This window comes from Thermoleptolyngbya sp. PKUAC-SCTB121 (assembly GCF_016919485.1).
Lineage (GTDB): Bacteria > Cyanobacteriota > Cyanobacteriia > Elainellales > Elainellaceae > Thermoleptolyngbya > Thermoleptolyngbya sichuanensis.
The window spans coordinates 3,038,992-3,056,053 of sequence record NZ_CP070366.1 but is presented as its reverse complement, the minus strand read 5'-3'; the positions used below and the strand labels follow the sequence as shown (position 1 = coordinate 3,056,053).

General features: G+C 56.6%; 12 protein-coding genes. 4 read left to right on the top strand and 8 right to left on the bottom strand.

Going from position 1 to position 17,062, the window contains the following annotated elements; genetic code table 11:
- Window positions 1–39 precede the first annotated feature (39 nt).
- From JTM80_RS12500 to gap, 3 genes are all read right to left on the bottom strand, one after another.
- Window positions 40–1,212, bottom strand: coding sequence for a transposase (locus JTM80_RS12500; RefSeq protein WP_172353422.1), 1,173 nt, complete (start codon window positions 1,210–1,212; stop codon window positions 40–42).
- Between the two features lie 87 nt (window positions 1,213–1,299).
- Window positions 1,300–2,397: a transposase gene (locus tag JTM80_RS12495; protein ID WP_225906619.1), complete on the bottom strand. Its 1,098-nt coding sequence runs from the start codon at window positions 2,395–2,397 to the stop codon at window positions 1,300–1,302.
- Between the two features lie 494 nt (window positions 2,398–2,891).
- Window positions 2,892–3,914: a type I glyceraldehyde-3-phosphate dehydrogenase gene (gene gap, locus JTM80_RS12490; protein WP_172356154.1), complete on the bottom strand. Its 1,023-nt coding sequence runs from the start codon at window positions 3,912–3,914 to the stop codon at window positions 2,892–2,894.
- 388 nt (window positions 3,915–4,302) lie between these two features.
- On the opposite strand from gap, the gene JTM80_RS12485 reads away from it, so the two are divergent.
- Window positions 4,303–5,886 (top strand): sodium:proton antiporter, encoded by a 1,584-nt coding sequence (locus JTM80_RS12485; RefSeq protein WP_172356156.1) that lies wholly within the window; start codon window positions 4,303–4,305, stop codon window positions 5,884–5,886.
- Between the two features lie 350 nt (window positions 5,887–6,236).
- On the opposite strand, the gene recJ is transcribed toward JTM80_RS12485, so the two are convergent.
- Window positions 6,237–9,377 (bottom strand): single-stranded-DNA-specific exonuclease RecJ, encoded by a 3,141-nt coding sequence (gene recJ, locus JTM80_RS12480; protein ID WP_205369517.1) that lies wholly within the window; start codon window positions 9,375–9,377, stop codon window positions 6,237–6,239.
- 302 nt (window positions 9,378–9,679) lie between these two features.
- Between recJ and JTM80_RS12475 the strand changes: the two genes are divergently transcribed.
- Window positions 9,680–10,303 (top strand): flavin prenyltransferase UbiX, encoded by a 624-nt coding sequence (locus tag JTM80_RS12475; protein WP_172356159.1) that lies wholly within the window; start codon window positions 9,680–9,682, stop codon window positions 10,301–10,303.
- Between the two features lie 41 nt (window positions 10,304–10,344).
- On the opposite strand, the gene trxA is transcribed toward JTM80_RS12475, so the two are convergent.
- From trxA to JTM80_RS12465, 3 genes are read right to left on the bottom strand one after another with little or no spacing between them, the layout of a single operon-like run.
- On the bottom strand, window positions 10,345–10,683 hold the full coding sequence (gene trxA, locus JTM80_RS12470) for a thioredoxin (RefSeq protein ID WP_172356161.1): 339 nt from the start codon (window positions 10,681–10,683) through the stop codon (window positions 10,345–10,347).
- Window positions 10,684–10,737: 54 nt separating this feature from the next.
- Complete coding sequence (locus tag JTM80_RS23055; RefSeq protein WP_255548758.1) at window positions 10,738–10,872, bottom strand: hypothetical protein; 135 nt, start codon at window positions 10,870–10,872, stop codon at window positions 10,738–10,740.
- Window positions 10,873–10,914: 42 nt separating this feature from the next.
- On the bottom strand, window positions 10,915–11,685 hold the full coding sequence (locus tag JTM80_RS12465; protein WP_068516133.1) for a PspA/IM30 family protein: 771 nt from the start codon (window positions 11,683–11,685) through the stop codon (window positions 10,915–10,917).
- Between the two features lie 440 nt (window positions 11,686–12,125).
- On the opposite strand from JTM80_RS12465, the gene JTM80_RS12460 reads away from it, so the two are divergent.
- Both JTM80_RS12460 and ftsH2 read left to right on the top strand, forming a co-directional pair.
- Window positions 12,126–12,899 carry a hypothetical protein gene (locus JTM80_RS12460; RefSeq protein ID WP_172356163.1) on the top strand — a complete coding sequence of 258 codons (774 nt, stop codon included), beginning with the start codon at window positions 12,126–12,128 and terminating at the stop codon, window positions 12,897–12,899.
- Window positions 12,900–13,421: 522 nt separating this feature from the next.
- Window positions 13,422–15,308 (top strand): ATP-dependent zinc metalloprotease FtsH2, encoded by a 1,887-nt coding sequence (gene ftsH2 / locus JTM80_RS12455; protein ID WP_172356165.1) that lies wholly within the window; start codon window positions 13,422–13,424, stop codon window positions 15,306–15,308.
- Between the two features lie 464 nt (window positions 15,309–15,772).
- On the opposite strand, the gene JTM80_RS12450 is transcribed toward ftsH2, so the two are convergent.
- Window positions 15,773–16,798 carry a 2-hydroxyacid dehydrogenase gene (locus tag JTM80_RS12450; protein ID WP_172356167.1) on the bottom strand — a complete coding sequence of 342 codons (1,026 nt, stop codon included), beginning with the start codon at window positions 16,796–16,798 and terminating at the stop codon, window positions 15,773–15,775.
- Window positions 16,799–17,062 lie beyond the last annotated feature (264 nt).

Genomic DNA, 17,062 nt, shown 5'->3' with positions numbered 1-17,062 from the left:
AGAGGCAAAACAGGGTTCAGGGCTGCTTGACTGACAAAACTAAGAAGCTGGAATACGGCTGAGGACAGTGAATTCACGCTTTAGGGAGTCATCGTGTTGTCGCCTTGATGCGATGGCAGGTTGAGGGTCAGGTGAACAGGAGAGGAACTGATAAACGTGAATCTTCCACTGGTGAGTGATAGCCAGCCGAATCCAATTCCAGCCCAGCTTGAGATAACTCATGCCGCGCTTCCAGTGAGCATCGACTTGGCGACGCTTGCCGGATGCGACCACTTGCACCCCTTGGAGAACTAAGAACAGCATCGTCAAGGCGATTACCCCACACAACTGGGAAAGGGCAACCTTGTCTCTGAGTCTGGAGGCTTCGAGATTAAACCCGTTGGACTTCAAATCCAAAAACGACTCCTCCACCTGAAATCTCAGTCGATATTGGGCAAACGTCTGCAAGTTCGTCGGCTCATCACTCACAATTGTCCAATTCTCGCTGCTGAGTTTGTCGTGGGCAAAGGCAAGGTAAACATTGTCGTAGGGCTTTGTTCTACCCACCGACACTGCAGGCGTAAAGTAAGCTTGTCCTGGTTGCAATTGAACCGACGATACCTGGCGCCACTGCCCTTGGTGCTGAAATTGGAAGGAGCGTTTGATGCGGATGCGGAAATGCCAACCCAGATTCTCCCGGAGGTATTTCATCAACTTGCCATCGGCAAACCCTCGGTCTGCCAAAAGGACAATCGCGACACCTTCGGGCATCAGCCGTTGCGCTTGCCGCAGTACCCGTTGAATCGTCCACAACCTGACGGTGCTGCTTGATTGCGCCACCACTTTCCAAGCGACCGGAACCGTTCTTCCTCGGTACACCACTGCGACCCAGACGATGCAGAAACAATTCCATACGACCGTTGTATCGAGGCTTAAGTAGAGTCGTTGGGTCTGCCAGTTGGACAGAGCCTGCCCAATCAGCGCATGATGAGCGGACGCGACATTGATCCGCCGATTCGACAACCAGCGGCGAAACCGGCGTTGGTGGGATTGAGCCATTTGAGCGCGACTCCTCACATACACCCCAAATCCATTGAGATGAACGTTTTGGCTTCCAATCATGCCAATGATCATCCAGCACAGTGTTTGCAGATGGCGAGCATCCTGCCACTGAATGTCGCATTGACGCAGAAAATCATTCAACGCATCATAAAGACGGGAAGTCGGTGACATTGATTTGACTGGTTTGTGTGGTTACTTCTCAGCCTAAATCATGCTCTGCTTCCCGCATGGCTTTCGTTCCAGCTTTAACCTGTTTTGTCAGTCAAGCAGGGGTTCAGGGTCAACGGTAAATAGGGCAATCGGCTGAAGCAGTGTTCGCCCTTTATTGACGGCACCCTTGAGCCAGCGCAAACCTATGTTGAGATAGCTAATCCCTCGCCTCCAGTGCGGGTCAACCTGGCAGCGTAGCCCATCGAGTTGCACCGCCATGCCCTGGGTCGTGCCATCAAGGATAGCGATCGCCGCGACCAGATAGAGGCGTTCGAGAGCCGGAGCGGAGCGGATGCCGGAAGCTTCTAACTCAAAGACACCAGATTTAGAATCGAGGAAAAGCTCCTCGACTCGAAAGCGGAGAGCATATTGCCACAGGGTATTGAGGGAGGGAGACTCATCAGTGATGACCGCCCAGGGTTCCTCGACGCCTTTGACATGAGCCAGCACCAAATTGCAGCGCCAGCGCCCCTCGCTCCAGATTCCCACCCCTTCATAGAGTCGAGCTTCACCTTTGGGAGGCCACAGATAGCCTACCTTAACAGGATGACGGCGCGGACCCTGCACCACTACGTCACTGGGCAAGCGTAAACAATAGTGCCAGCGACTTTGGCTTAGCCACTCCAGCAGGTCATGGTTAGCAAACCCGCGGTCGGCTAACACCATCACATCGGGGTACGACTGCAACAGCCGATGGGCTAACCGCAGCATGGGGAGGTATCGCTTCGTGCTGACGGTGGCACTGGGATGCTCCAAAACCCGCCACAGCAGCGGCACCGCTCGTCCGCAACAGGTAACCGTCAGGTGAATCCTGCAGTAGCGATTCCACAACACCGTCGTATCGAGCGCCAGGTAAAGCCGCCGACCTTGCCAGCGATGGATGGCGGCTAGCACCAGCGGCACGTACAGACTTTTGACCCGCACCCGGCGATTGCCTAGGAAGCGCTGCCACCGGCGTTCGGTGCTTTGCGCCTGACGGGCCCGACTGGGCACATAGGCTTCCCACTGCGGCAGGCTCAACCGACCGCTGCACACCAGGGCCGTCACCATCCACGCCAGCGCTTTGAGGTGGCGCAGGTCGCGGGCATTACTGGATTGACGCAATAACGACAGCACTTGATCATAGAGGCAGGTGGTGGCTGGCATGATACAGACCCTGAGATGACGCAAATTTCAGCGTCTCATGTCAGCTCACCTTTTCCCTCTGTTGACGAGGTCTCAACTCTTTCAACCACTTGTGTCAGGCAGTCAGGAGTAAAACTGTCAGATACTTAATTTACAGAGTACTTAGTATCTTCAATAATTCCTCAATAATTTTTGTAGAAGCCCCACATAGCAGAGCTTCTACAAAAAATCTAAACCTCATCTCAACAGGGTTGATATTAGGACAAGGCGGCAGTAAAGCTGCACACTGGGTCTTAGAGGATGTTTGAAAAGTCCTACTATTTGGAGCAAAGCGTGCAAGATCCCCCTAAATCCCCCTTAAAAAGGGGGACTTTAAGGCGGTTTCCCCCCTCAAGATCCCCCTAGATCCCCCTTAAAAAGGGGGACTTTAAGGCGGTTTCCCCCCTTTTTAAGGTGGGCCAAGGGGGGATCTCTGAGTGCTTGACATTACAGGCGATACCTTTTCAAACACCCTCTTAGATCAACCCATCCTCTTCGCCCATTTGCAAGAGCAGGTCAAGGACGCGGTTGGAATAGCCCCACTCGTTGTCATACCAAGACACGACTTTGAAGAAGTTGGAATTGAGCGCGATGCCGGCCTTGGCATCGAAGATGCTGGAGCGTGGGTCGGTGCGGAAGTCCATCGACACCACTTCTTCTTCGGTATAGCCCAGAATGCCCTGCATCGGCCCTTCGGAAGCGGCCTTCATGGCGGCGCAGATTTCCTCGTAGGTGGTGGCTTTTTCGGTCTTGAAGGTGAGGTCAACTACCGACACATCGGGCGTGCCGACGCGGAAAGCCATGCCCGTCAGCTTGCCTTTTAGCTCCGGCAGCACCAGCGCCACGGCTTTGGCTGCGCCTGTGGACGAAGGAATGATGTTTTGCGAAGCACCGCGGCCGCCGCGCCAGTCTTTTTTGCTGGGGCCATCGACGGTAGGCTGGGTGGCGGTCATGGAGTGAACGGTGGTCATCAGTCCTTCAGCGATGCCGAAGTTTTGGTGCAGCACTTTGGCGATCGGGGCGAGGCAGTTGGTCGTGCAGCTTGCGTTGGAGACAATCACGTCTTTGGAAGGCTCAAAGTCTTCGTGGTTCACGCCAACGACGTAGGTGGGGACTTTTTCGGGGTCTTTGGTAGGAGCCGAAATCAGCACCCGCTTTGCGCCTGCGGTGAGATGGTTGGATGCGCCTTCGTAGTCGGTGAAAAAGCCAGTGGATTCTACCACGTAGTCTACGCCGAGCTTGTCCCAGGGCAGTTCTGCGGGGTTGCGCGTGGCCATGCAGGGAATCTTGTGCCCATTGAGGGTCATGCTGTCGCTGGTGGCTTCCACCGTGCCGTGATACATGCCGTGGGTGGAGTCGTATTTGAACAGGTAGGCGAGGTTGTCGGCGGGCACGAGGTCGTTGATACCGACAAATTCAAACTTGGGGTTGTTGATGCCTGCGCGAAGCACTAGGCGACCGATGCGACCAAATCCGTTGATGCCGACTCTAACGGTCATAGGGTAAATCTCCTTGGGTGTGGGAGGGTTTCAATGGGCAGCTTTCAGTTGCTGCGTCACTAGCGCCAACTTACTAGCTGCGAAACCAGTTGCAAAACTAGATCTCAAGCTAGGGGCAAATTGGAATTCTTGCCCAGATTACCGGATTTCCTTAAGGTGAAGCTGAGAAAACGGTATGATTTCAGGGCTTTGTCAACCCGATTCCTAAGGGGCGATGCGGTGCCGCAAGGCTTGCGCCAATGCCCTCTCAGTCTCGGTTTGAAGTCACCTTGAACGCTGCCTCAACCCCTTGCAGCTAGGCTATAGCAACTGCCTCATTTCGTCTTGTCAGCAGGATTACTCAACGCTAAACCTGTTGGATCTAAACCGATTGAACTTTGAGCCTGTAATGTTGATTGGAACCGCTGCCACTGCGACCCGTGATGTGCCGGAGCTGATTCCGGTGCTGATTATTTTGCTGCTGGTGGCGACGGCGGTGGCGCTGCTGTCGCGGCGGTTTCGGCTGCCCTACGTGACGGGGCTGGTGATTGCGGGGCTGGCGATCGCCGAACTGTTGCCCCGGCGAGTTGGCCTCAACACCTCGCTGATCCTGAACCTGTTTTTGCCCATTCTGCTGTTTGAATCTGCCATCAACACTGACATTAGCCGCCTCCGCAGCACTCTGAGGCCAATTCTGCTGCTGGCGGGGCCAGGTGTGGTGCTGGCTTCAGGTATCACTGCGCTGGTGCTGAAGTTTGGGCTGGGTCTGGGGTGGATTCCGGCGCTGCTGGCGGGGGTGATCTTGGCGATTACTGATACGGTGTCGGTCATTGCCGTGTTCAAAGAAGTTGCTGTGCCGGGTCGCCTTTCGACCATTGTGGAAGGCGAGAGCTTGTTTAACGACGGCATTGCCCTGGTGCTGTTTGGGCTGATTTTGCAGGCGCATCTGACGGGTTCGGTGACGCTGACGGAAGGCGTGCAGCGATTTGTGGTGGTGATTGCGGGCGGGGCGCTGCTGGGGCTGGTGTTGGGCTATCTCTGTGCAGGCTTTTTTACTCAGTCGGATGATCCCCTCAGCGGCATTTTGCTGACGGTGGCGCTGGCGCTGGGGGCGTATCAGCTTGGGGAGTTGCTGCGGGTGTCGGGCGTGGTTGCGGTGGTGGTGTCTGGATTAATCGTGGGAAATGCGGGGCTATCGCGGCGATTTTCTGCCTCCAGCCGCATCACGCTATATAACTTCTGGAATTACGCTGCTTTTGGGGTTAATACGTTTATTTTTCTGCTGATTGGTCTGGAGCTGGAGTTATTTACGCTGTGGCGCAATTTGCCGGCCGTGCTGCTGGCGATCGCCGCGTATCAGGTGGGGCGGCTGCTGTCGGTCTATCCGCTATTGGCGCTGCTGCGGCCCTTCGATCGCCCAATTCCCCTACGCTGGCAGCATGTGATGTTTTTGGGCAACATCAAAGGCTCGCTGTCGATGGCGCTGGCGCTGAGCCTGCCTGCTAGCCTAGCGGAACGCGGTGATCTGATTGCGCTGGTCTATGGAGCCGTGCTGCTGTCGTTGGTGGGGCAGGGCCTCAGCTTGCCGTGGCTGGTGAAGCAGCTAAAGCTATCGCCCCTGTCGGAAACCCGCCGCCAAACCGAGGAATTGCAGGCGCAACTGATCGCCGCCAAAGCTGCCCAGGACGAGCTAGAAAGCCTGCTGAAGACGGGCGTATTGCCCAAGGCGGTATATGAGGAACTGCGATCGCGCTATCAAGTCCAGGTGGCCCGCGCCGAAAAATTGCTGCGCGATCGCTACAACCAGCGGGCGGACTCTGGCGCAATCGACGCGGGCGATCGCCCCAAACTCGATGCCATCCGCCGCCATCTGCTGCTTTCGGAAAAAAGCGCCCTGCAAGAGGCCCTGCGAAAGCGGGTGATTTCTGAGGCGATCGCCCGCGAACAGCTTCAGCAAATCGACGAACAACTCTTGCTTTTGGAGGACGAATAAGAATGAGTAAGATCAAACAGGTGCAGGTTCGTTTTTCGGCGATCGCCCTTCATCTGGCAGCACCCGTACCTTTGGGCGATCGCCCCCCAGATACCTTTTGGGACGTTGCACACTGACCAAGGTCTGTCGCTACTAAACCTTTGCGGCTGACCCGAAAGCTGTTGGGAGTGTGCGGCTTGACCCCAATCTCGAAGGACTGAACCTTCGCAATTGGGGGCGTTGGCGTAAGCCCTGCGGAGCAGCCATCGCCTACCCACCGATAAGCTGACAGAACCAAGGGCGAAGTTTGTGGCCAGGGACGAAGTTTGTGATTGCATACCCACCAATCCCGCATCTGCCTGATTGCCTTGCTACGAGCCGCCGTAGATCGATTGCAATAGCCCCGATTTAGCCGACTTTCCCAAAATCTTTTGCTGCAATCCGTTCAACTGCCAGGGATAGAGCGATCGCCCCTTCCCAAATGCCCCCAAACTCAATTGCCCCACCTGCGCCAGCAGACTCGCAGCAGCAGTAGAGTCACGCTGCATCCAGCCCGCCACCGGATGCTCCCAGGTTTGCAGAAACTCCGTAACCTGATAGCGGGCATCCGCTGCGGCTTCGTCGTCGGGGTTGCCTGCTAAGACGTAGAGATCCGCAGCGGCGGGTTCCAGCGGCATCTTCAGCGCGGATTCTCGAATGGCTTGCCAAGTGGGCGCAAGGAGCATCGCCAAAATATGAAGGGCGTTGGGCGTTTTGAACTCCTCTGGATCGAGCGAAAGGTCGCCAAGCTGCGTGTCGCCTGTCTGCTCTAGCCAGTATTCACCCAGCGCCGTGATAAACGGCTCGACGACCTCCCGCAGCACGACCGCACAGAGCGATCGCCCAACGGCTGCATAATCGGCAGCAGCATAATCGGCAGCAGCATAATCCGCAGCAGCATAATCCGCTGCGGCAGCGTCCGTTTCTCCCCCAGACTCGCCCATCAGCCGCTGAGCCGTTTGTAAGTCCTGCTGGCTTTGGGGATTGAGGCAATACCAGACTTTCTTGCCAAGGTGCGCTTTGATATTTTTGGGAAATGCAGGTTTGGGGAAAGCAGGTTTATGAAAGACTGGGGCGCTGGGCGTTGGGCTTGCAGAACTCGCCTGCTGATTCGGTAACGCAGATTCCAATGCAAATTCTGCCGAGACAGCATCCTGCATGGTGTTGATTTGGGCTTGCGGTTGCGGGATGGTGGCTGGTCGGCGCGTTTGATTTTCGGCGTGATCCGGTTCTGCCTGGGTCTGGGAGCGCGGAGTCTGCGGCTGTTCGGCGGAGAGACAGTCTAGCTGCTGCTGCAAATGGGCAAGCTGCTGGGTGAGCGCGCTGATATGCTGGTCTTTTTCAGCTAGGAGTCGATCTTTTTTTTTAAGCAGATCGGTTTTTTCCGCGATTTCCAGCGCGTTGAGGGCGGCACGAATCAGGTTGAAATAGTGCGGCTGGGAGACATCCACAGGTTGAGCCTCGGCACGGCTCTCGCCCAAAAATCCCCAGGTTTCTCTGGGGCGAGTGGCCAAAAGCTGCCCGTCGGGGTTGTAGATGTGCAGTTCGCGCTGACCCTCGACGGTGGTGATATGGCAGGTGTAGGTGCGGTTGTTGAAGGGGAAGGGGAGTCCGGGTAGGGAAACGGGGGAGGGGGAGCTTTGGGGAGATGAATCGCTGGCGGGTTCGGGCGGGTCGGGCGGGGGGTCGGGCAGATCGGGGATAGGAACACCACCGGGGAGGCGGATGCCGATGAGTTCGAGTTCCACGTTCATCTGACCGTTCCACTCGTTGAGGCGGAGGCGATAGGCGATGTCGATGGGGCTGGGCAGGGGGCAATATTCACCCCAGCGCCAGGCGATCGCCTTTATGCCGTACTCATCGTCGTCCTGAGCCACGACGACCCGCAGATGAGAGCGGTCTTTGCCAATCACCTGCTGTTCCACAATACGGACATTGGGAGTCCAGAAGACGGGGTCGGGGTTGCCAATGCCGCAGGGGTGGAGTTGGTCGATTTGCTGATACAGGTCGAGGGTGAGGTCGTGCAGGTTTGCCTGGGCATCGACTTCGATCAGCGGGCGCAGGTGCTGGGGTTGCAGGTGCATGTTGGCGAAGATTCGCAGGCGCGATCGCATTTCTTCCAGGTTCTCTGTGGCCAGGGAAAAGCCGCCCGCCGCTCGGTGTCCGCCAAACTTGTCGAGGATATCGGCGCAGCATTGCAGCGCATCGAACACGTTAAATTCGGGAATGCCCCGCGCTGAGCCGCGAACCCGCGTCGGGTCACCTTCTTCGTACGTGCCGATGAACACGGGCACGCCGTAGCGCTCCACCAGCCGCGATGCGACGATGCCAATCACGCCGTGGTGCCAGCCGTCCTTCACCAGCAGCAGCACGCGGTCGTTTTGCAGATTGGGCGCGTAGGTTTCGGCAAGGGCGATCGCCTCCTGTTCGATCAATTCGCACAACCGCTGCCGCAGTTGGTTTACCTCTTCGCACTGCATTGCCCGCTCTAGCGCCACGCCCGGATCGTCCGTCGTTAGCAGGTCAATCACTATATTTGGGTCGGCAATGCGCCCCACGGCGTTGATCCGCGGCCCCAGACGAAACCCAATGGCTTCCGGCTTCAGCGCGTCCTGCTCTGGATTCACGCCCGCCACCTGGATCAAAGCCTGTACGCCTGCCAGTTGCGACTTGGGCAGCCGCCGCAGTCCCCGTTGCAGCCAGCGCCGATTTACCCCCGTCAGGGGAGCTAGGTCGGCGATCGTGCCCAGGGTGAATAGCTCTAGCAGCGGCCCGGTAAGATCCTGGGTTTGCCCCAGTGCTTGCGCCAGCGAAATGGCCAGAATGTAGGCTACGCCCACGCCTGCCAGCCCTCGATAGGGCGAGCTTTCGGCAATTAATTTGGGATTTAGGATGGCGTGGGCGGGGGGCAGTTCGGGTGGAATGTCGTGGTGGTCGGTGACGATGACGTGCATCCCCAGATCGCGGGCAAAGCCGATGGGCCCCGCCGCCGCGATGCCGTTGTCTACGGTCAAGATCACCCGCACACCTTGGGCGTGAAAGTCTTCCACGATGCGGTGGTTGATGCCGTAGCCCTCTGTCATACGGCTGGGAATTTCTGACTGGACATGCCCACCGAGCGATCGCAGCGCCCGCAGCAACAGCGCCGTGCTGGTCATGCCGTCGGCATCGTAGTCGCCGCAGATGGCGATTCGCTGCTGTCGGGCGATCGCCGTTTGCAAAATGCTCACCGCCTCTGCCAGGTCAGGAAACTCATCCATCGGGGAGGCTAGCTGCATCAACTCAGGATTGAGAAATACTCGCGCCTGGTCGGGCGTGTCGATATCTCGATTTAGCAAGACCTGCCCCAGCACAGGGCTGAGATCGGCCGCTGCTGCCAGCCGCGCCGCCCGCTCCGGATCGGCATCCGCAATGTGCCAGCGCTGGCTGGGAATGCGGCGAGAGCGGGAAGGGGGTGGGGAGGGGGAGGACACGGGGGGAAGAGGGAAGGGGGAAGAATGAAGAGGGAAGGGGGAAGAACGAAGAACGAAGAGGGAAGGGGGAATTGCGGGGGGCGATCGCTCTCTATGATCCTTGTCTTTTCCCAAGGGTACAACTCTGCGCCTTGAAATGGACTGATTTTTGATTCTGGGAGGTTGACTGGGGCACGGAAGGGGGCGTGCGGGGGCGATCGCATCTTTCTGCGCCCCGAAGCCCACTGCGTCCCGAAGCCCAAGGGTGATAATAGGAAGAGAATGGTTGATCAGCTCTGTTTTTCCTCATCTCCCCCAGTCTCTTGCAGTCTCAAACTCCTTCCCTCCCCCTTATCCTCGGTGTTACGGGCGCGTCCGGGCTGATCTATGCCGTGCGATCGCTGAAGTTTTTGCTGCGGGCGGACTATGCCGTCGAACTGGTCGCGTCCAAATCAACCTACATGGTGTGGCAGGCAGAACTGGGCATTCGGATGCCTGCGGAGCCTGCCCAGCAGGAGGAGTTTTGGCGGCAGCAGGCGGGCGTGGCACAGGGGGGAAAATTGCGCTGTCATCCCTGGGGCGATGTGGGGGCTAATATTGCCAGCGGCTCCTTTCGCACAGCGGGGATGCTGGTGATGCCGTGCAGCATGAGTACCGTGGGCAAGCTGGCGGCGGGCCTCAGTTCTGACCTGCTGGAGCGGGCCGCAGACGTGCAGCTAAAAGAGGGGCGCAAGCTGGTGATCGTACCCCGCGAAACGCCCTTTAGCCTGATTCATTTGCGGAATTTGACGACGCTGGCGGAAGCCGGAGCGCGGATTGTGCCAGCGATTCCGGCCTGGTATCACCACCCGCAGACGGTGGAAGATCTGGTGGATTTTGTCGTAGCGCGAGCGCTGGATCAGTTCGATATCGACTGTGTGCCGCTCAAGCGCTGGGAGGGACATTAGCGGAGCGGGATTGGCTGCTATAGAACCCCGTAGGCTTAGCGCTATGCGGGCTGGGGCAGGTGCGCGTCCAAAAAGCCCTCAATCCGCTGCTTGTTGACCACACCCTCGATCGCCTCCACGGGCTGTCCTTCTCGGAACAGAATCAGGGCAGGCACGCCTTCTACCTTGTAGCGGGCGACTGCTTCAGGGTTGGCATCGACTTCCATTTTGACAATTTTGAGGCGATCGCCATACTGACTGGCAACAGACTCCATCATCGGCGACATCAGGCGACACGGCCCACACCACGGGGCCCAAAAATACACCAGCACGGGCTGGTCGGTTTGCAGAACGGTCGTTTCAAACTCGGAGTCAGAAATGACCACCACGCTGCTACTCATAAAACGTTTAATCAGCTTGCTAAAGTGCTTGGGTTGATGCCGCACAAAGGGCACCTATCCATCGTGCCACACGCCGGGGAGAACCTTGGCAGCATCGCGAAACTCGCAAAACCCAGCCGAAGTTGCTGCTAAAAAGCGAGATGCGCCCGAAGAATCCTCCTGCATCATCTCGCTTTGAAGTTTGTCCACCTTATATTGAAAGTGCTAATCGAAAGCGCTGAACCCAGTCGGTTAGAGCTGGTCGAGCTGGGTCTTCAGTTGCTCTAGCTCGGCATCTACCGAAGCATCGGTTGTGGTAGTGCTGGGGGCAGAGGCGGGCAGTTGGCTCTGAGCGGGCGACGCGCCGCCGATTAGCTGTGCCTTCATAGCTTCCAGTTCAGCATCCACATCCGTACTCGACTCTAGCTGGGCAAATTGCATTTCCAGGTCGGTTCCTGCTAGCTCGGCCGCAGCCTGAGAGCGGGCTTCCATTTGCAGCACCTTCTCTTCCATGCGCTCAAATGCGCCCATTGCCGTGCTGGTGCCCAACTTGCCGACGGTGTTTTGCAGTTGCTCGTTGGCCTTGGCGGCGCTGGCGCGGGCCTTGAGCATGTCTTTCTTGGTTTTGGCTTCGGCAATCTTGCCTTCTAGGGCAATCAGGTTGCGCTTGAGGGTGTCCACTGTAGCGCTCTGCTGGTCAAGCTGGGTCTTCAGCGCAGCAGAGGTGTCAAGCTGCACCTTCTTGCGGTTTAGTGCTTCGCGGGCAAGGCTTTCGTCGCCCTTTTGCAGGGCCAATTGGGCTCGCTGCTGCCAGTTGTTGGCTTCGGTCTGCGCCTGGTTATACTGCTGCTGCATCCGCTTTTGGCTGGCGATCGCGCTAGCCACCGCCTGACGCATTTGGATCAGGTCTTCCTGCATGTCGATCAGCGCCTGATCCAGAATCTTTTCGGGGTCTTCGGCAGAGCTAACGGCGGCGTTGAGGTTGGCCCGCACCACCCGGCTTACACGATCAAACAGTCCCATGAGAATCTTTTCCCTTTGCGGCAGTTCCACCTTATTTTAGGCATTACTCCAGCGCAGATGACAGGGTAAAAACTTGCTTGGGGGAAATCAGCGGGTATAAGAAATGCTTAAATTTGGTTTTCTAGAGTCTTTGGGTCAAAAGATTTAGTGCAATATCGGGATATTAGCGTGGTTATAGGGTATGGGCATCTACTGATTCAAGTCCGTTCGCTGCAAGGTCTGAACCAGGCGGTTTTGCTTTTCCCTTTTAAAATTTGCTCTTTTCAGAATCGCGTCGTTGAACTTCTCCACAAAATTTTCTACAACCTCCCATAACCTCTATGTATAGAATTTACGCTGTAGATGCTGCTGATCCAAAGTCTTTCAGGCGTGACGAGCGATCGCCCCACGCTTCGGATAACCTTCTATCTGCGCTTCCAAGCCCTGCCCTTCGATCTGGCGTGCTAGGGGTACTGCTGGGTTCTGTGGGGGCGATCGCCCTTGTCCTTGGCGCAGGTGTGTCACCCGCCACATCCTTCAGCTTCAACTCGCGCCAGTCTGCCTATGACCTCAGCTTTAGCCAGCCCGACTTTGCCGATGCGCTTGCGTCCTACCGCATTACCTACACCACCGATGCCGAGCGGGGCGACCTGATTACGCTCGACACCCAGCTAAAAACCAGCGTCCAAAATTTCGTCGGCTTGCCGTCTGGCAGCAATAGCATCGCCAGCGTCACTCAGAGCGGCAATGTGTTTACCCATTTCATCGTGTCGAACGGCGGCCCGGGCGGATTTGAAATCCGCTACGACACGCCCGTTGCCACCGCGCCAGGGGGAAACTTTAGCGAAAGCTGGCTGGTGCGCTCCTTCGACGGGGAGGCTTGGGATTTGGAGTTTCTAGGCGGCGGCTCCAATACGGGGCTGATTCCGCCGGACTATGAACTGGCGATCGCCCTTCCGGGCAACTGGTCAACCCAGGGCAGCAACCCCGGCCAGCTAGAGTTTCGGGGCATCGGATCTGGCTATACTATCCTGGACAATTTTTCCTACAACCCCGCCACCAACCTCACGACGTTTAAGGCAGTGAACCATCGCTGGGACGGTTCTTCGCCCGACCTCAATTTTGTGCTGCACGGGCGATCGCCCCAATCCACTCCTGAACCCGGCGTGCTGATGGGCTTAGCCGCTTTGCTCGGCGCAATTTTTCACTGGCGGCACCTGCGACCATCGAGCTAGCCCAGGGTGAAACCCTGACCTCAGCCAACCACACGCAACCCGACAGGGCGAGGGCCTGTAGCTAGCACTGTGACTAGATCTGTAGCTAGCACTGTAACTGGCTCTGCAACTAGCACTGTAACTGGCTCTGCAACTATAAGTTGTCCGAACTTCAGAAATTAAGTTAAATTTAGTTAAGATTCGTTCTCAGAAATAGAAGTTCCCTGAAGCACTCTGGTTGTCTTCTCTGTCTAGACATACTGGACGTTTGCATTGGGTGAACCCTAATTTCCTGATAGTGGTTGACGGGTGTTGACTTGTTCTTACAAGTTCTAGCTATAAGCATTGGCTGAATGAATTGGTTTAACGTAAAGTTGTCGAAAGTTGTCTGACGCAGGCTCATTCTCTGCCCGGTCGTTCAACGCTGTCAGTCCTTTTCTGAGTCTTCGAGTCTTCGCAGCTTCGAGTCTTAAGCTCTTGAGTCTTTAAGTTCGAGCCTTTAGTCCAAGTCTTTAGTTGCAGTTTTTAGAGGCACCTGGCGTTATGAAACTTTCCTGGAGAGTCATCCTCCTTTGGACATTGCCAGCCCTGGTGGTCGGCTTTTTCTTTTGGCAGGGTGCATTTACCACCTCCCCGATGGACATGGGGCGAAACACCGCCAGCACCCGCATGACCTACGGCCGCTTTCTGGAATACCTGGATGCGGGCCGTGTGACCAGCGTGGATTTGTATGAGGGCGGTCGTACGGCTATTGTAGAAGCCGTTGATCCAGAGTTGGATAATCGGATTCAGCGACTGCGGGTTGATCTGCCAGGCAATGCGCCAGAGTTGGTCTCTAGGTTGAGAACTGACCACATCAGTTTTGATGTGCATCCGCCCCGCAACGATGCGGCGATTTGGGGACTGCTCGGCAATTTGCTGTTCCCCATTCTGCTGATTGGTGGGCTGTTCCTGCTGTTCCGTCGCTCTAGCAACGTGCCCGGTGGGCCGGGGCAGGCGATGAACTTCGGCAAGTCTCGTGCCCGCTTCATGATGGAAGCCAAAACGGGCGTGATGTTCGACGACGTAGCGGGCATCGAAGAGGCCAAGGAAGAACTGCAAGAAGTGGTGACCTTCCTGAAAAAGCCGGAACGCTTTACCGCTGTGGGGGCGAAGATTCCCAAGGGCGTGCTGCTGGTGGGGCCGCCGGGAACCGGGAAGACTTTGCTGGCCAAGGCGATCGCCGGAGAAGCAGGCGTTCCCTTCTTCAGCATTTCTGGCTCAGAATTTGTGGAAATGTTTGTGGGGGTGGGTGCATCCCGCGTCCGCGACCTGTTCAAAAAAGCCAAGGAAAACGCGCCCTGCATCATCTTTATCGACGAGATCGACGCAGTGGGTCGGCAGCGCGGCGCGGGCATCGGCGGCGGCAACGACGAGCGGGAGCAAACCCTGAACCAGTTGCTCACTGAGATGGATGGCTTTGAGGGCAACACGGGCATCATCATCATCGCCGCCACAAACCGTCCTGACGTGCTGGATTCTGCGCTGCTGCGACCTGGCCGCTTTGACCGACAGGTGGAGGTGTCGCCGCCGGATATCAAAGGTCGCCTAGAGGTGCTGCAAGTCCACGCCCGCAACAAGAAGCTGGCGAAGGAAGTGTCTCTGGAGGCGATCGCCCGCCGCACGCCAGGGTTCTCTGGGGCCGACCTGGCAAACCTGCTGAACGAAGCCGCCATCCTCACTGCCCGCCGCCGCAAGGATGAAATCACCATGCTGGAAATCGACGATGCCGTCGATCGCGTGGTGGCTGGTATGGAGGGAACTCCGTTGGTCGATAGCAAGAGCAAGCGCCTGATTGCCTACCACGAAATTGGCCATGCCATCGTTGGCACGCTGGTCAAGGATCACGACCCGGTGCAGAAAGTGACGCTGATCCCTCGCGGACAGGCTCAGGGCTTGACCTGGTTTACGCCCAGCGAAGACCAGGCGCTCATCTCTCGTTCGCAAATCCTGGCCCGCATCATGGGTGCCCTAGGCGGACGCGCTGCGGAACAGGTCATTTTTGGCGATGCCGAAGTCACCACAGGCGCAGGCAATGACTTGCAACAGGTGACAGGCATGGCGCGGCAAATGGTGACGCGCTTTGGTATGTCGGATCTGGGCCCGGTGTCTCTGGAGAGCCAGCAGGGTGAGGTCTTCCTGGGGCGCGACTGGATGACCCGCTCAGAATACTCCGAAGAGATCGCGGCTCGGATTGATGCCCAGGTTCGCTCTATCGTGGAACATTGCTACGAGGAAACTTGCCGTATCGTTCGAGACAATCGCGTGGTGATCGATCGCTTGGTCGATTTGCTGATTGAAAAGGAAACGATTGACGGAGACGAGTTCCGCCGCATCGTGGCTGAGTATGTAGACGTGCCGGAGAAGGAGTCCTACGTGCCTCAGCTATAGGGCAGTCTGTGAAGCGTGTTTAGCGTGTTTAGATAGCTCTGCTTCAGTTCTTACTAAAAAAGCTGCTGTGGTTTCACAGCAGCTTTTTTTAGTGATTTGATTTTTGCAGTGATTTTTGCAGTGGATTTTTGCAGTGGATTTTTGCAGTGATTGCCTCCGAATCGCTTAGGTAACCCGAATTCCCTATACGGCCTTTGGGGAACCGTGGTCTACGAAACAGCCCAAAGCCTGACCAAAGGCTTCAGTTGACGAGTATATCCCACTTTTGTAACCCTCACCCTAAATCGCTCTCCCAGAGCGGGAGAGGGACTTTGAATCCGGCTCCCCTTCTCCCGTTTTGGGAGAAGCGGTTGGGGGATGAGGGCGAACTTGCAGAACTGGGATGCCCCCCAGTTGACCGTCCATCTGCGTAAGTCTTATGCCAATTCCACAAATTATTTTATTCAGGGGAGCTATTCAGGGAATCAGGCGGGCGTGGCGACTTTCTGCGGCAGCTTCACCTCGTCCTTGAGCGGGTTGCCCTGCTCAAAATCGCTGATGCTGGTGATGGTGGTGGTGGTGATGTCGTTTAAGGCTTCGCGGGTAAAGAAGGCCTGGTGTGCTGTAACGACAACGTTCGGGAAGGACTGCAAAAGCTGGAATGTGTCGTCTTGAATCACGGTGTCGGAGAGGTCGCGGAAAAATAGCTCCTCCTCTTCTTCGTAGACATCGATGCCCAGGTAGCCGATTTTGCCTGATTTAATGCCTGCGATCGCCGCTTTGGTGTCAATCAGCTTGCCTCGGCTGGTGTTGATCAGCATGACACCATCTTTCATTTGGGCGATCGTGGTGGCATTAATCAGGTGATGATTTTCAGGGGTCAGCGGGCAGTGCAACGAGATAATGTCCGACTGAGCCAGCAGATCTGGCAGATCCACATAGCGGGCATCTTCTAGCGCCTCAAACTTGGGACTGGGGTAGGGGTCGTAACCTAGCAGGTGGCAGCCGAAGCCGTGCATAATCTGGGCAAAAATTACGCCGATTTTGCCCGTACCTACTACGCCAACTGTTTTGCCGTGTAGATCGAAGCCCAGTAGCCCGTTAAGCGAAAAATTGTCGTCTCGGACGCGGCTATAGGCTCGGTATAGCTTGCGATTGAGCATTTGAATTAGCCCGGCCGCATGTTCTGCTACGGAGTAGGGGGAGTAGGCAACGACCCGCACGACTTTCATGTCTAACTCGGCGGCCACTTCCAAATCGACGTTGTTATATCCTGTACAGCGCAGAGCGACGAGGCAGGTTCCTCCGTTTGCCAAGGCGCGGAGTGTGTCAGCACTGACATCATCGTTCACAAACACGCAGACTGCGGGGAATCCAGCCGCAAGAAGCGCCGTTTTGGGTTCCAGACGAACATCAAAATAAACGAGTTCGTGGGGCGATCCAGCAGCGGCATTGGCAGCGTCCAAAAACTTGCGATCGTAAGGTTCGGTACTAAAAACAGCAACCTTCATGCAGTTTCTCCAAAAAGCTGAAGTTTATGCGATCAGGACTTACACACTTGCGATAGGCTTCCTGGATTTTGGACAATTTCTCGCGGGCTGCGCCCGCGAGAAATTGTCCAACTGCGTAAGTCCTAGCGATGTGCAGGCACGGTCAGTTTCCTAAATTTTGAAGACTATGATATCGGCAAACCCGCAAACTCCGGGCTATTCTGCGATACATTGGCAGCTAGATGGGCTTGTGAAGCTAGGGGTTTGAACCCAGGCTTTTCCTGA